This is a genomic window from Xenorhabdus aichiensis (genome assembly GCF_028598775.1).
Lineage (GTDB): Bacteria > Pseudomonadota > Gammaproteobacteria > Enterobacterales > Enterobacteriaceae > Xenorhabdus > Xenorhabdus bovienii.
Genome location: NZ_JAQRFO010000013.1, coordinates 84,490 through 100,806, shown reverse-complemented (window position 1 = coordinate 100,806; position 16,317 = coordinate 84,490). Strand labels below are relative to the sequence as shown.

General features: G+C 43.6%; 12 protein-coding genes. 8 read left to right on the top strand and 4 right to left on the bottom strand.

The features are described 5' to 3' along the window. Nucleotides 1-31: 31 nt before the first annotated feature. From PSI22_RS08315 to PSI22_RS08300, 4 genes are all read right to left on the bottom strand, one after another. Nucleotides 32-385 carry a YfiM family lipoprotein gene (locus PSI22_RS08315; RefSeq protein WP_273579343.1) on the bottom strand — a complete coding sequence of 118 codons (354 nt, stop codon included), beginning with the start codon at nucleotides 383-385 and terminating at the stop codon, nucleotides 32-34. Between the two features lie 119 nt (nucleotides 386-504). Continuing rightward, nucleotides 505-1,860, bottom strand: coding sequence for a CDP-diacylglycerol--serine O-phosphatidyltransferase (gene pssA / locus PSI22_RS08310; protein WP_273579342.1), 1,356 nt, complete (start codon nucleotides 1,858-1,860; stop codon nucleotides 505-507). Between the two features lie 165 nt (nucleotides 1,861-2,025). Further along, nucleotides 2,026-4,668 carry a bifunctional acetate--CoA ligase family protein/GNAT family N-acetyltransferase gene (locus PSI22_RS08305; RefSeq protein ID WP_273579341.1) on the bottom strand — a complete coding sequence of 881 codons (2,643 nt, stop codon included), beginning with the start codon at nucleotides 4,666-4,668 and terminating at the stop codon, nucleotides 2,026-2,028. Nucleotides 4,669-4,758: 90 nt separating this feature from the next. After that, complete coding sequence (locus PSI22_RS08300) at nucleotides 4,759-5,466, bottom strand: tRNA-uridine aminocarboxypropyltransferase (protein WP_038225786.1); 708 nt, start codon at nucleotides 5,464-5,466, stop codon at nucleotides 4,759-4,761. A 134-nt stretch (nucleotides 5,467-5,600) separates the two neighbouring features. On the opposite strand from PSI22_RS08300, the gene PSI22_RS08295 reads away from it, so the two are divergent. From PSI22_RS08295 to fhuF, 8 genes are all read left to right on the top strand, one after another. Beyond that, nucleotides 5,601-6,623, top strand: a complete 1,023-nt coding sequence (locus tag PSI22_RS08295) for a tRNA/rRNA methyltransferase (RefSeq protein ID WP_273579340.1) — start codon at nucleotides 5,601-5,603, stop codon at nucleotides 6,621-6,623. Between the two features lie 488 nt (nucleotides 6,624-7,111). After that, entirely contained in the window at nucleotides 7,112-8,932 is a 1,821-nt protein-coding gene (locus tag PSI22_RS08290) for an IucA/IucC family protein (protein ID WP_273579339.1), read from the top strand. 112 nt (nucleotides 8,933-9,044) lie between these two features. Further along, complete coding sequence (locus PSI22_RS08285) at nucleotides 9,045-11,228, top strand: TonB-dependent siderophore receptor (protein ID WP_370689012.1); 2,184 nt, start codon at nucleotides 9,045-9,047, stop codon at nucleotides 11,226-11,228. A gap of 70 nt (nucleotides 11,229-11,298) precedes the next feature. Continuing rightward, on the top strand, nucleotides 11,299-12,327 hold the full coding sequence (locus tag PSI22_RS08280; protein WP_273579338.1) for an iron-siderophore ABC transporter substrate-binding protein: 1,029 nt from the start codon (nucleotides 11,299-11,301) through the stop codon (nucleotides 12,325-12,327). Beyond that, entirely contained in the window at nucleotides 12,317-13,324 is a 1,008-nt protein-coding gene (locus PSI22_RS08275) for a FecCD family ABC transporter permease (RefSeq protein ID WP_273579337.1), read from the top strand. The genes PSI22_RS08280 and PSI22_RS08275 overlap by 11 nt, the downstream gene beginning before the upstream one ends. A gap of 3 nt (nucleotides 13,325-13,327) precedes the next feature. After that, on the top strand, nucleotides 13,328-14,374 hold the full coding sequence (locus tag PSI22_RS08270) for a FecCD family ABC transporter permease (RefSeq protein ID WP_273579336.1): 1,047 nt from the start codon (nucleotides 13,328-13,330) through the stop codon (nucleotides 14,372-14,374). Continuing rightward, a complete protein-coding gene (locus PSI22_RS08265) occupies nucleotides 14,374-15,189 on the top strand; it encodes an ABC transporter ATP-binding protein (RefSeq protein ID WP_273579335.1) in 816 nt (271 codons plus the stop codon). The genes PSI22_RS08270 and PSI22_RS08265 overlap by 1 nt, the downstream gene beginning before the upstream one ends. Nucleotides 15,190-15,257: 68 nt before the next feature. Continuing rightward, complete coding sequence (fhuF, locus tag PSI22_RS08260; RefSeq protein ID WP_273579334.1) at nucleotides 15,258-16,025, top strand: siderophore-iron reductase FhuF; 768 nt, start codon at nucleotides 15,258-15,260, stop codon at nucleotides 16,023-16,025. The last annotated feature ends 292 nt before the right edge of the window (nucleotides 16,026-16,317 follow it).

Here is a 16,317-nt window from a genome sequence, read left to right as displayed (position 1 = left end):
GGGTGGCTTTTTTGCGTTTGGAGTATAAAAATTACTTCAAAGACTGATACAAACTATAGCCAGCCATTGCTCCGGCGACATCATAAACAAAATCCTGCCAACTCCAGCCTGTTCCTGGTGGACGACTATCATAAAATTCTTTCGCTGCACCAAAGCTAATAGACAGGAGTAGGCCAAACTGTGCACTTTCCCGATGTGTCCAATTTTGACGTTCCCCATAAGCATTACCTGCAGCCGCCATAGCCGCAGAAAATAGAAAATGTTGAGCTTTATCTTTACCTATCCAGTTATCGTTAGCTTGATACATATTGGAACACGCGGTTGTAAATAGGAGAGGAGAGATTACCAATACATTTTTTATTATATTTATGACAGGTTTTATCATTGTGATTTACGCCATGATTTATATTTCTGTAAATCATAGCTTGTTGATAAATAAGATACAAAAAATCCCCTCTTGCGATAGCGAGAGGGGATTGATGAGCCGATAATTATTTATCTATTTTACAGTATGCGGCTAATTAATCGGTCGACTCGGATGCGGCGTAAACGGCGTATCAGTTTGCGAACCTTGACCGGATAGAGCTGTATACTTTCCAGCTCCTGATAATCATTGATAATTTTTGTATGAGTACGAATATAGTCTAGCTCTAACGTGCGTTGTTCTTGCATTTCTTGATGAGGATCGTGAATGAGGATAGCATTCTCTAGATCTAGTCCCCATGCTCGTGGATTGAGATTATTGCCGGTAATTAATTGCCATTTGTTATCAACCCAGATCCCTTTTAAGTGATAAGTATTATCTGCATCTTTCCATAGCCGAATGGTTAATTGCTGGTTATCGATAAAGTATTGCAGCCGGCTAGTAAAACGACGCAGATTAATTTCATACAGATAAGGTAATGCCCCGATGATCCTAAATGGTTCTTCCGGTGGAATGTAAAAATCATTGGCCGTTTTGTCTCCAATGATAATCTCAACTTGTTTTCCTTGTCGGAGTAATCGTGATATTGCGCGCACCAGAACCGCGGGTAAATTGAAATAAGGTGTGCAGATGACCAATTTATCTTCAGCACTGGAGATCAGATGGCATATCGTTTTATTCAGCAGGTTTTTCTTACCTAATCCGACAAGAGGTGTGACTGCCAATTCCTCATTTGAAGCCTGATTCTCAATGCTGTATTCAACACTGCGTAATGAAGCACGGAACTGTCGAATCAAATTTTTAATTTCAAGATTACGAGGGCGACTGTGGCTGGCTAAATTTTTTACGGCACCGGCGGTAAGAATATTATCATCAATAAACTGCTTCATAATAGCGGCGAGTTTTGCATTATGCAGCAAATGGTAACGGTCATAACGATATTTTTCATGGCGATGCAGATAGACATCATTAATACTGGCACCGCTATAAATTACCGTATCATCAAAGATAAAGCCTTTTAGATGCAAAACCCCCAGTGCTTCGCGGGTATTCACCGGAACGCCTAGAACAGAAATGTTGGCATCAGGGTAGCTTTCGGCCATGGAACAATACCAATCTGCATTTGTTGCCGCTGCTTCTACGCCGATACGGCCACGTTGAGCACGATGCCAGTCAACGAGAATTTTGATATCCAGCTCAGGGCGTTTTTGTTTGGCAACATACAGAGCATCCATAATATCTCGCCCTGCGTCGTCATTTTCTAAATATAAGGCGGCGATATAAATATATTTTTCAGCGTTTGCAATGTGTTCCAGTAAGGTGCTGCGGAACACTTTTGATTGATAAAGTGTCTTAATGTCAGCAACTGACTGCGGTAATTTAGGCAGTTGTGCAAGGTGTTGTTGGTGTTTTGCTCGTTTAAATTTAGACAACATCACAGTGCGTTTTTTCTCTTAGTTTGGATGGTTGGAGTCCCATCATCAGGTGTATGAATCAAAATGATCTGGCGATAATACCATTAGTTTGGCTAATTGTGAGTATGAATTAACTCTCAAGTGTTGATTGCTTTAAGTCTGTGCGATCTATCACGAAAGCGAGGATTAAAGTTTTAGTACAAGATTGACAACGCCGTCTTCTAACTGAATATCAATAGTAAATCCCAGTTTCTTCGCAAGTTGAATCATATTACGGTTTTCTGGCATGGTAATGGCGGTCAGTATCTGGATACCATGGCCTCTGGTATAATGGATCAATTTAGTCATGAGCTGATAGCCTAACGTAATACCCTTCAAATCTGATCGAACTAATACAGCAAATTCTGCTTCGATATTATCGGGATCGGCCATCGCTCGGGCGACACCAATGATTTCTGGTGTCGTTGCTGGATGACGAATTGCGACGAATGCCATTTCACGGTCATAATCAATTTGGGTCATATTGGCGAGATCATCATGGGTGAATTCGCTGATCTCACTGAAATAGCGGTAATAGAGATCTTCTTTTGTTACTTGACTAATAAATGCTTTTAATAGGGGTTCGTCTTCCGGCAGGATTGGGCGTAGTAGACATTCAAAATCTTTTTGGAGATAAATGGTTTCTTCCAATTCATTGGGATAAGGTCGAATCGCGAGTTTATTGTGGGGATCACCTGTTACTGGCGTTAATTCCATTGCGACATCCAATAAAGTGAATTCATTACCTGATGCCAGCAGTGGATGAATGTTCATACGAGAGATCTGTGGGCAGTCAATCAGAAGATTGGATACTCTGACCAATAATTGACTGAGTGCAGGGATATCCAGTGGCAGTAGCGAGCCACCGGATTTTATTTTGCCGCCCTTAATCGCTTGAATCACCAAATAACGGGCCAACGCCATATTCAGGGGAGGCAGAGCGACAGCAGTCTGCGTTTCATTAATCCAATCGATACCCCCTTCTCCAAGCATGATTAAGGGGCCGAATACCTCATCTTGCTCAATGGCTACCCTCAGTTCTTGAGCGCCAGCACGGTTAGCCATGCTCTGCACCAATAAGCCATGAATTCTGGCCTGGGGGAAGTTCTGTTTAACGCGGTCAATAATCGCTTGTGCTGAGGTTTTTACCTCATCAGAATTGCGCAGATAGAGCATTACCCCCTGAACTTCTGATTTATGGGAAATATCGGGGGAACGTAGTTTCAATGCGACCGGATAGCCAATCTTTTCGGCGATATTGACTGCATCATCGCTGGTATATGCGATCCATGTCGGTAAGGTATTTAAGCCGTAGGCTTCAAGAATAGGTTGCACTTCGTGGGTATCTAACAGCGTATTTCCGTTATCAAGGGCTTGCTGGATACACTCATGAGCGCGTGCAGTATTTGATGTAATGCCAATTGGCATAGCGGGAGTTTCTTTGAGTTGCTTTTGGTTGCGTTGATATTCCACCATATGCATGAAAGCCGTGATCGCACCTTCTGGTGTGCGGTAGGTGGGGATACCCGCTTCACTGAATAAACGCCTCGCTTCCAGAGAAGAATACTCCCCGCACCAATTGGTGAAAATTGTTAGCCACTTTCCGCGTGGATGTTCCTTAATAGCCTGAATGACTTTGATTGCAGTATTCATGCTATGGGAGATGGCGCAAGGTGAATGGATTAACAATAAAGCATCATAATCATGGCCATCCAGCAGTAGTTTAAGTGCGGCAACATATTGTTCGGACGAAGAATCATCACCAAGATCCAGAGGATTACGCAGGATAAGGGTATCGGGGAGAATAGCAGACAATTTATTGCTAGTTTCGTCTCCTAACATTGCAAGTTTGCCGGTTCTCCTGAGTAACTCATCCAGCGCCATAGCCGCAGGTGCTGAACCGTTACTGACGATCAATAGGCGTTCCCCGCGCAGTGGCCGCATAAAACTTAATGTTTCTACCGCAGAAAACATTTCATGCGTATCCTGTACCCGCAACAATCCGGCACGTTGAATCGCAGCGTCATAAGCCGCATCGAAATTCTGTTGTTCTCCCAATAATTCCTGAGCTTTGCGGGTGCGGCTGCTTTTTACAACCAGAATGGGTTTATTGCGCGAAGCGCTGCGTGAAGCTGACAGAAAACGACGGGCATCACTGATATGTTCAAGGTGTAGCAAAATCGCACTGGTTTTGCTGTCTCGCGCCAGAAAATCAAGGAGATCATCGATATCGATATCAACACTGTCTCCCAATGCAATAAAATAGGAAAAACCAATATTACGGTGGTTGGCCCAATCCAGAATGGTATTGGATATTGCTGCTGACTGTGAGATGAAAGCCAGTTTGCCCTTGAGGATAGGAATAGGGGAAAAACTGGCATTCAGCCCGATCCAGGGAGCCAGAATACCGAGGCTGTTAGGTCCCAGCATGCGGATGTGATGTTTTTGGCTGAACTGTTTCAATTCGGCAAACTGTGAAGACGGTGAGGAGAGAATAATAACCGTTTTGCATCCTCGTTGCGCCAATTGTTCCAGCAAAGATAGGTTACGGCTGTGATGAGTGCATATCACGGCTAAATCCGGCGTCAGTGGTAATTTATCAATAGAGGGATAAGCCAGTACTCCGAGAATAGCTGTTTTATTCGGCGTTACAGGAAGAATTGGGCCAGTAAAATGCCCCATTAGCAGATTCCGCATCAACATGGAGCTAGCTTTCTCTGGTTTTTCAGAAGCACCAATCACTGCGATGGATTTTGGGTGTAATAATGCTTCCAGTCCGCGCTGACTCATTTCTGGGATTCCTCATTAGTTATCACATCAATAAACAATCACCCTTGATTAAACAATTACTATGAATAACTTTAGCCACCATCAGACACTTTAGCGGGGATTGTCAAGAATTACTGTGATTGACTCCTCTTGACGATGAGGTTTCCCAGCCAGATATTGTTCACGAAAATGATTGAAATGGCTGAGTAGTGTTTGTGATGCCTCAAGGTCATTAGCCAGCTCAAGTGCAGCTGCTGCGACTTCGGCAGTACAATGCTGTTCTTTTCTGGATGGTATCCGCAGTAAATAATCCATTTTGGCGCAATTATTGATAGATAATAGGGGGATATCGTCCAAATATGGGCTTTTTCGAAACATTTTCCTTGCTTCTGGCCAAGTGCCATCCAATATAATGAATAGCGGCGCTTTCTGGTTATCAGGGAGTTGCTGATATACAGTACGGGGAGGTGTGGCATAACTCTCAGGGAAGATCAAATAGGGCTGTCGAGTTGGGTCGCGCAGCGCTTCAAGCATTCGTTGATCAGGCTCGGTTCTTGACCAGAGAAAAGCGTGTGTATCGGGCAGAATATCGGCAATCAACTTTCCCGTATTGCTGGGCTTCATTGGCTCAGTATCAAACATGATGAGACAGAAGCGGCTAGTTGCGTTTACTGGTGAAATTGTTTCACACAGGCAGCTTTTTTGGGGTAATAAACAATGCAGGCAACGCTGCACTCGGCAGCCCCTTGCCTGAAAGGGACGGGTAGAGCGGGCTAGACGCTGTTGGCGAAGTTGATAAACGGTGTTGTTATTTCTCATTTAGGAACTCAAACATGTTTGTGAATAAAGCCGATAAAAAATTAGCGGGTATTTTAATGGATTGTCGTTGCCAGAGGTAGCTTCGGGCGCGTACATCGGGTAATCTGCGCGCCATAACGCAGTTGGAGAAATGAATGAACGATTCCTATAGTGGTAAAAATGGCAAAGTCAAAGTGATGTATGTCCGTAGTGAGGACAACAATGACCGCCGCAGCAACAATGACAGTCGTAATAACAATAAACGCCCGTCGTCTGGTAAGGGACGCGATCAGGGGGGGCGCCGTCGTGATAATGAACGTCCAGCGTATTCAGGTGATCGTTCTCCTTGGAAAACAGTCTCCCGCCCGGTAGAAGAATCCTTGACGCCTGATCATGGCGGTATCAGCGGTAAAAGCCAGATTGATCCTGAACAGCTTCGCCGTCAGCGTCTGGAAGAGACACGGATCTATGGTGAAAATGCCTGTCAGGCGATGTTCCAGAACCGTCCAGAAGCCATTGTCCGAGCTTGGTTTGTCCAATCAGTGACACCTCGTTTTCGTGATGCCTTGAAATGGATGGCGGCAAATCGCAAGGCTTACCATGTGGTTGATGATGAAGAGTTAGTCAAGGCATCAGGCACAGAGCATCATGGCGGCGTATGCTTCCTGATTAAAAAGCGTAATGGGCTGGATGTAGAAACTTATTTGCAGCAAGCACCAGCAAAAGACTGTGTTCTGGCATTGGAAAATGTGGGCAATCCGCACAACCTTGGGGCAATTATGCGCAGTTGCGCTCATTTTGGCGTGCAGGGCGTGATATTACAGGATGTGGCGATGCTGGAATCGGGTGCGGCCGTTCGTACTGCTGAAGGTGGAGCGGAGCACATCAAAGGCATTGATGCTGATGGTTTCACAACGACGTTGAACCAATTCCGCTGTGCAGGTTATACCATTGTGACCACCTCAAGCCATAAGGGAAGCACAACGCTGGCCAAAGCGGATCTTCCAGAAAAAATGGTTTTGGTATTGGGTCAGGAAAGTGATGGTTTGAGTGACAGTACCTGGGAAGATGGTGATATCCGACTTTCGATTGGTGGCACGGGTCGAGTAGAAAGCCTGAACGTTTCTGTCGCAACAGGTATTATGCTGGCGGAATGGTGGCGCCAGAATAAAGCCTGATACAGAGATTAAAGTACATTAATAAGGCTCTGGTTGAATAACCAGAGCCTTTATTTTATCACTAATTCATTAAAATTATTTCTATTAAAAATTTTATTAAATATTTTATTAATGTTATTAAAAATAAAATTTATAATATCATTCTTTAATTATAAAGATATTGCGTTTTATAACTGCAAAATTTTAAACAATATATCTAAAAAACCATGCTATTTACGTGGCTAATCCGGTCATTACTTACTCTTCTGCTCCATTCTTTAGTAAAATTTCATTTAAAGTCTTTACATTTTATGGTTGTTAATAGTAATGATTTTAATTATCATCCATGCAAGAAAAAATAGGAAGATCGTAATTTTAGTGAGCTAGAATTAATCCCCCCAGAGCTGGATAGCAATATCCAAAGTTTATATATAGGTGTATCTACCCTGTCAGTCATGTTTATGCATGGAAACGGGATGATGTTGGATATGAATGAAGGGTTTTATTAAATGAGTCCGTTGTACACTAAATTGAGTCCTCAAACCTCGCATTTAACTAGAGAAAGCTGGTTACATGCCAATAAGCATCTTGTAGCAAAAATATTGCGTGAGCTTTTGCATGAGAAATTAATTTTTCCGGTAAATCAGAGCGAGGAGAAATCTTATTCCATCGAAATTGATAAATTTCAATACCATTTCAAGGCACAATCCTACCAACTTGACCATCTGGATATTGATGTTGCGTCAATAACGAAATTCAGTCATAACCAACCGCAGCCTCTTGATGCCATCCAACTGATTATTGAGTTGCACCCACTGTTGGATATTTCCGAGAAGATGCTGCCTATTTATCTTGATGAAATATCCAGCACGCTTTATGGCTACGCTTTTAAATATCAAAATAATCGGTTGACCGCACAGGACTTGGCTCAAGCTGATTATCAGGCTGTGGAAACAGCGATGACTGAAGGGCATCCTGTTTTTATTGCTAATAACGGTCGTATTGGTTTTGATGCTGATGATTATTTACACTATGCACCAGAAAGCGCAAATCCAGTGACATTAATTTGGATTGCCGTACATCGGAATAAAACCGTTTTTTCTGCATTATCTTCGCTCTCTTATTCACAGCTGGTGGCAGAAGAACTGGAAAAATATTTGCCAGCCCGCTTTGAACAACACATGCAGACATTGGGATTAAATCTGTCAGATTATTACCTGATGCCTGTGCATCCTTGGCAATGGCTGCACCGTATTGCCATCAGTTTTGCGGCAGATATTGCCAACCAAGAAATTGTTTATCTTGGTGAAGGCCATGATCGCTACCTTGCCCAGCAATCTATTCGCACATTTTTCAATATCAGCCAGCCCAAGAAAAATTATGTGAAAACGGCACTGTCAGTCCTCAATATGGGGTTTATGCGTGGGTTAGACCCGCATAGCATGGTGACGACACCGCAAGTTAATGAATGGCTCAATCATTTAGTAGAATCCGATGTTTTCTTTCAGGAAAAAGGGTTCACCATATTGCGGGAACGTGCAGCAATAGGCTATTTCAATCATTACTTTGAAGCAGCAATTAAAAAAGATAATCCGCATAAAAAAATGTTGTCAGCGTTATGGCGTGAAAGCCCAATGACGATTCTGAAAGAAACTCAGCGTCTGATGACTATGGCTTCATTGTTACATGTTGATAGAGAAGGTGATGCGGTCGTTGCTGCCTTGGTTAAGGATTCGGGTTTATCGGCGGAAGCGTGGGTAACTCGTTATCTTGATGCCTATTTTTCTCCACTGCTACATTCTTTCTTCACTTATGATCTGGTCTTTATGCCACATGGCGAAAACCTGATGCTGGTATTGGAAAATAATGTACCGGTAAAAATGTTAATGAAAGATATTGGTGAAGAAATTGCAATTTTGAATGGGGATATCCAACTCCCTGAAGAGATTGATTTCCTGCATGTCACCATCAAAGATGAAATGAAAATTAACTATATCTTCCTTGATATCTTTGACTGTTTCTTCCGCTATCTGACCCCTCTGTTGCAAAAACATCTTGCATTGCCAGAAGCGCGTTTTTGGGAGTTAGTGGCTGAGTGTGTTTACAACTACCAGTCACAACATCTGAATCAGATAGAAAAATTCCGCAAATTTGATTTGTTTAAGCATGATTTTGTGCGTACTTGCTTGAATCGCCTGCAAATGGCGAATAACCAGCAGATGATTGATCTCGATGATCGTGAAAAGAACCTGAAATTTGCCGGAACTTTAGTTAATCCACTTCACGCCCTACGCGAAAAATACGCTGTCACTGTTGAGACAGATAACTGATGGGTACGTCAAAGTAAAAATAATAACAAATCAATTTGGTAATGGGATGAGTAGAGTGATAAATCCAATTTTGCAACCGAATCATTTGACCAAGAAAAAAGTGCTTTCTCTCATGATCCCGCTGATTTTGGCGGGAAATAGCACGGCTATGGCAGAAGAAGCACAGAGTAAAAACGATAAAATTATCGTAACGGCAGGAGCGCCAGGGCATGAAGGTGTAACGGAAGACACTGGAATGTACAACACCTCCTCAATGGTGACAGCGACAGGTTTGAATATGTCTGCCCGTGAAACACCGCAAAGTGTTAGCGTGATGACCAAGCAGCGGATGGTGGATGAAAATCTGAACAGCGTTGAGAGCGCTATTGGTAGTATTACGGGTATGACTGTCCGCCAGGCTGACAGTGATCGTTTCACTTTCACTTCAAGAGGTATGACGGTCAAAAACATGCTACGTGATGGCGTGCCGACTTTTTATGATATCCGTTTTAATTATGGTGATAATCTGATGGATACCACCATTTTTGATCGCCTCGAAGTGGTGCGTGGAGCGGCTGGCCTAATGGTGGGGCCAGGCACACCTTCAGCAGCGGTTAACGTGATCCGTAAACGTCCAACCCAAGATTTCCGAGGTGAAATGACGCTGGGCGGTGGTTCTTGGGATAAATGGCGGACTGGCCTTGATCTGTCTGGTCCATTAAATGAAGACGGGACAGTCAGAGGGCGTTTTGTCACCGCTTATCAACGTTCCAATTCTTTTATTGATCGTGACAAACATGAGAAGTATCCCTTCTATGGCATTCTTGAAGCGGATCTGACAGAAAATACTTTGCTGACTGTCGGGGCGGATTATCAGATTAACCATACCCGTGGCGGTATGTTTGGTGGTTTGCCTATTTATTTTAAAGATGGCAGTAAAACCGATTACAAACGCAGTGACAGTTATGCGCCTGATTGGGCATTTTCTAAAGTCCGCTCATTCTCTACCTTTACCAGTTTGCAACACCAATTTGATAATGGCTGGAGTGTGAAAGGAACCTTTACTTATGATCACGGTACTCTTGACCAAAAAGTATTGTGGGCAACGGGTTTTCCTGATCGGGTGACTAATGAGGGAATGTATCCGGGCAACATGACGTTGATTGATGGAACTCGTCGCCAGCGTAATTTCGATTTGCAGGTAAACGGTGACTATAGATTGCTTGGGCGTACCCATCATGCCAGTTTTGGTCTGAATTATCAGAAACAGAATTTCCAGAATGATTATTATTACGCCACCTGTATGCGTGAGGAAAATTCTGATAAAAAAGATCAAGAAAGAACAGGAAAAAGAAATAATTGTAATTACCTAGGGGATTTTACTCAATCTTCATGGGGTTATGCTGAACCAACGTGGGGTAAAAACAGAACAACTGGCTCTGATGGTTATAACGAACAAACTGCGGGCTATGCCGTCACTCAAATCTCACTCGCTGATCCTGTAACATTGATTCTTGGTGGGCGAGTCACCAGTTGGAATACTCGTGGTGATAATTTCGGTATGCCACAAAACGCCAGCTACAGTGATGAATTTGTACCGTATGGTGGGTTGGTTTATAACATTACGCCAGACTTCTCCGTTTATGGCAGTTATACCAAAATCTTTGATCCAGAAAGTCGAATTAACCGTAATGGCCAACTCCTTAAGCCAGTCACAGGTGAAAACTATGAACTGGGTCTGAAGGGTGTTGCTCTGGATAACGGTCTTGATTACTCATTGGCAATTTTTGATATCCGTCAGGATAATTTTACGGAATGGGATAGTACTGCTCCACGACGTCCAGATAACATCAGAACTTATTATGTGATCAATGGGGTAAAAACCCGTGGTTTCGAAGCTGAAGTTAGTGGTCAAATTACCGATGATTGGCGGATTTATGCGGGTTACACCCAATTCCGAGCGACTGATCCAAAGGGTAAACGTATCAATACGGATAACCCAAGTCGGTTATTCAAACTGTTCACAACTTATACTTTACCGGGTGTTATGAGCGATTTAACGCTTGGTGGTGGTGTCAACTGGCAGGACAAAACGTGGTTGGAGCTTGATACACCTACTGGTAAACGCCAAGATGAGCAAGGTAGCTTTGCCACGGTTAACCTGATGGGACGTTATCAATTTACACCGGATCTCTCCCTGAGCGTGAACTTGAAGAACCTTTTTGACAAGAAGTACTACACCTCGTTCGGTGGCTATACACAGTACTACTACGGCGCACCACGTAATGTCGAAGCAACATTGAGTTATAAATTTTAAGAAAATCACGGACGGCGACGATGTATTTTTATTCATCTGAACAACAACGGGCTGTAAAGGGTTACTGGTAATGGTATTAACACGTTGCAAAATGCTGGTCGTCGTGCCGTTGATATTGCTGGTAAGTTTGCTGGTAGGCTGTGATAAGCCAGCGGTCTCAAAAAATTTACCGACGGATGCCGTTGGCTATCCTAAAACGATCGCCACCGCGCTGGGAACGGCGGTAATAAACCAACCGCCGCAAAGGATTGTGGCGTTGGGAACTGGCAGCGAAGATATCTTGCTGGATCTGGGAATCATTCCGATTGGGATTGAATCTCATCGCTGGGGCGGGGACGCTGAAGGCTATTTGCCATGGTTTAGGGACGAGATAGAACGGCGTGGCGAAAAACTGCCAGCCATTATTGAGATGTACCCTGAACTGGATATCGAAAAAATTATCAGTCTGAAGCCGGATTTAATTTTGGCAACGCAATCGGGCATCACGCAGGAACAGTACGATCATCTGTCCCACTTCGTCCCCGTGATTGCTTATCCGGAAAAACCGTGGCAGACGACACCACAGCAGCAGATGGCGCTGGTAGCTCATGCATTGGATAAAATGCAACTGGGAGAAAAACTCAGTGCCGAACTGGATACAATGCTGTCACAGGCAGGCAGCACTGTTCCCAATGTAGGGCGTTATCGCTTTGCTTATATTAAGGCGGGAACGACAGGGAACATTTTGTCGATCTATGTCAAAAATGATCCACGCGTTGATACGATGGTACATCTTGGCCTGTCTTTGCTCCCATTAGCTGACACCTTAACTGCGCCTTTTGGTAGTTTTTCAGCCGATATCGGTTTGGAAAATGCCGACTTGCTCAATGGTGCGGATATTCTGGTGACTTGGTATTCCAGTGAAAAAGAGCGCCAGGATACGGAAGCACAGCCTCTGTTTAGCTCTATCCGCGCTGTTCGCCAAGGGGGATATATTCCGTTGACCGATCAGTCAATTGTAATGTCCATGTCCTATGGCTCACCACTCAGTCTGCGTTGGGGGTTGTCAAGGTTTATGCCGTTGCTGAAGCAGGAGATAGCAAAACATAATGAACGCTAAACGGCGAACTGCCCTCATATTGGGTTTGGTATTAATGGCATTGCTAACCTGTCTTTGCATTGCTGCCAGCTTGAGTTTGGGTTCAAAATCATTGCCGCTGTCAGCGATCTGGCAGCATTATTGGTTGGGAGATCAAGGCAGTTATTACGATTTGGTCATTAATGCCCGTGAACCTCGCACACTGATTGGTTTAATGGCGGGAGCGGCACTGGCGCTTGCGGGAACAGTAACCCAAGGGCTGCTACGCAATCCGCTGGGTGATCCCGGTCTGCTCGGTATCAATGCAGGTGCGGCAGCTGCCGTAGTCTGCTTCTCTTTTATTCCTGCTCTGGACATACTGCCGCGTTTTTGGACCGCTTTTATTGGCGCAAGTCTGTCAACATTGTTGTTCTATTTGTTGAGTGGAGGGCCTCGCAATACAAACCCTGTACGTTTGGTTTTGACGGGAGCGTCTATCAATATCTGCCTGTTTGCGTTGGTGCAAGGTATCGTTCTGATAAATGCACAGGCCATGGACAACTATCGTTTCTGGACAATTGGTTCTTTAAGTGCAATGTCGTTGAACGAAGCCAGTTTGTTGATCCCTTATTTGCTGGTGGCTGTGGTCGTGACACTTTCGCTCAGTGCTTCTCTGAATGTGATGGTCTTTGGTGAAGGGATTGCCAGTTCCCTGGGGGCGAATGTTGCCCGTACCCGCATATTATCGCTGGTGATGGTTACCATGCTGGCAGCCACAGCGACGGCAATGGCCGGCCCCATCGCATTTATTGGTCTGGCCGCACCGCACTTAATGCGTGCACTGGTAGGCAGTGATTTTCGTTGGTTGTTACCTTACTGCCTGTTCGCTGGCCCCTGTCTGCTGCTTATCTCAGATGTCGTGGCCCGGTTGCTGATTGCGCCACAAGAGATCATGGTGGGTATTATTACGGCTGGCATGGGTGCTCCGTTGCTTTATCTGGTCGCTAAAAATCGTTCACAGAAAATAATGGCAGAGTAGAGCATGGCGCAGATAAATTTCACGGCAGGGCAGCCAAAAATCAAAACCTTCACGTTGGGCAATGCCGTCTTTATTGCACCTTCATCGCATACGAGCAGAGTGACTCTGTCAATACTGCTGCTGCTTGTGGCGCTCTTTTATCTGGCTTTGTCGTTAGGCCGAGAAGGCATGGATAATCCTTTTCTGGCGATGGAGACGCCTTATCAGGAATTTATCCTGTTGCAGATCCGCTTACCCAGAGCGCTGGTGGCAATAGGTGCAGGTATGACGCTGGCACTGTCCGGTTCCCTTTTTCAGTTGACGACTCGCAATGTACTTGGCAGCCCGGATATCATTGGCATTAATGCAGGAGCGGCTGTCGGTATCATGGTTGCATTGCTTTTCTGGCCAAGTATATTGCCGGTTCCCTTGGGGGCGTTATTGGGTGCCTGTCTTGCTGTATTGCTGGTTTATATCGGCAATGGTTCGGGTGTTGGCAACATGCAGGCTAACAAAATAGTGATTTCGGGGATTGCCGTTGCCGCATTTTGCATGGCATTTGTCGATTTTGCTATCTCGAATATTCGTATTGAGCAGGCTCAACAGATCAGCTCGCTATTGAGAGGCAGCCTTGCCAGCCGACGCTGGCAGGATGTCGGGCTTATTAGTGGCATGGTGATTTTCATTCCCTTTTTGTGTTGGCTGGGCAGGCAATTGAACTATACCCATTTTGGTGATGATATTGCTAATACCCTTGGTGTACCTGTCCGTTTCATCCGGATTGTCAGCATACTACTGGCCGTAACCTTTGCCACAATGTCGGTATTAGTCGTAGGGCCTGTCGCTTTTATTGCGCTGTCTGCACCACAAATTGCCCGACGGTTGGTACGGGCGAAAGGAGCAGCATTGTTTTGCTCTGCCTTGGTGGGGGCTTTGTTGATGCTGGCTTCTGATTTAATTACCCTGATATTACCAACGGTAGCTCGCTTGCCTGTAGGAGTGATTACTGCGGTGGTTGGTGGTATCTATTTGATGTATTTACTGTATGCCGAATTAAGGAGAACGCGATAATGTCATCGGATGCTAATTCCCCAGTGGTTACTTCACGGCTGAAAGCCCATGATCTTTCACTGGCATACGGTAAAAGAACCATTATTGAAGGTGTGAATCTCGCGATTCACGATAGTGAATTCAGTGTCATTATTGGCTCTAACGGATGTGGAAAATCAACACTGTTGCGCGCTATCAGTCGAAATATGCAGCCACAGCGAGGTGAAGTTCAGCTTGATGGAATCAATATCCATCGTTATAAGCCAAAGGCGGCGGCGCGCGAGCTATCACTGCTGACGCAGGGCGCCACCGTGGCAGAAGCATTGACAATCTATGATTTAGTTTCCCGTGGGCGTTATGCCTATCAATCTTTCCTGCGGCAATGGTCAGCAGAAGATGAGCGCGTGGTTAATGAAGCATTGCAGGCGGTGGATTTAGATGAGATGTCGCAGAAATTGGTCAGTGAACTTTCAGGCGGTCAGCGCCAGCGAGCTTGGTTTGCCATGACACTGGCACAGCAAACTCCGATCATTCTGTTGGATGAGCCGACCACTTATCTGGATATTACGCACCAAATTGAGTTACTCGATTTATGTCAGCGTCTGCACAGACAAGGAAAAACGCTGGTGTTGGTATTGCATGATATCAATTTGGCGCTGCGTTATGCGTCACGTTTGATTATGATGAAAAATGGTCAAATTTATGCCGAAGGCGTACCTGAAGAGATTGTCACTGCACAAAGTATTGCAGATGTTTTTGGTTTGGAATGCAGAATTATCCGTGATCCTGAATCTGACAAGCCATTGATTATTCCTAAATACAAAATGAATAAATAATCAACAATACTATTTTTATATAGCGCGTGTTTTGGTTAGGATATAAATATATAATAGGAGAATTTTTAATGATAAATAAAAATAATGAAATCTCCAATGAATGGGCATCTAAAATAGAGATTGAAGATATTATTAGACTATTTGATGGCGCATTCAGTCACTTTAATTCATCAATGAAAGTGAATGCGGAGAATATTCCTTCAGATAGTATGGGATTTCATCAATGGTCGAGTGAAAAAGAATTCTCATTATTGATGCAACGCTATCAAGATGCATATTATGGTAATAATGAACAAAAACCAAATCAGAAAGGGCTTTATTCTTTATGGGCACAATGGTATTTTGGTTTAACTATTCCTCCTATGATGTTAATGTTGTTGGAATATCCCCAACCTATAGATACAGATTACACTCTTTTTCAGATTGAATTTCATGAAAGTGGCAGGCCTGATATTGTGTATTATCAGTTAACGTGGTTGAACGAATCTTTATCACTATTGGAACGTTATCATTCTTTGCTTGATCGCCATATTATTCCTGTGTGTGAGAAAATTGAATCTTATCGGGGAATAAATGGGCGCTTATTATGGAACAATATTGGTTATGTGATTCACTGGTACTTGGATAATTTCAAGGGAAGAATGAGCACTGAACAATATGAATCGTTGATACAGAATCTTTTCTTCGAACAGACGCTGCCAGATGGCAGGGATAATCCGCTTTATCGTACGATGATCTTGAAAAATAATATCATACAGCGTCGCAGTTGCTGCCAAAGAAACAAATTACCGGGTGTGGGGAATTGTCACGATTGTCCTCTTGAATCTACAGCATAAATAGAATCAGCTAAATTCATTTTTTTACAAAAATAAAAAATTATCATTTATTGATAATTACGTACTTTATTAATTTTTTGGTTGATGAAGGTATTTATTTTTATTAAAAATAATGTCGAGAAATTATCTAAGATAATTTATATAAACAATAAGGATATATAATGTCTTAAGAGGCTCAAATAACCACCAATTCGTTGGTGAAAAATGCCTCATTAATGGGATTTTAATTATTTTAAAGATGGTTATTTTTATCAATTTTTATTGAATATAGATAATCAATAGCGTTATTTTG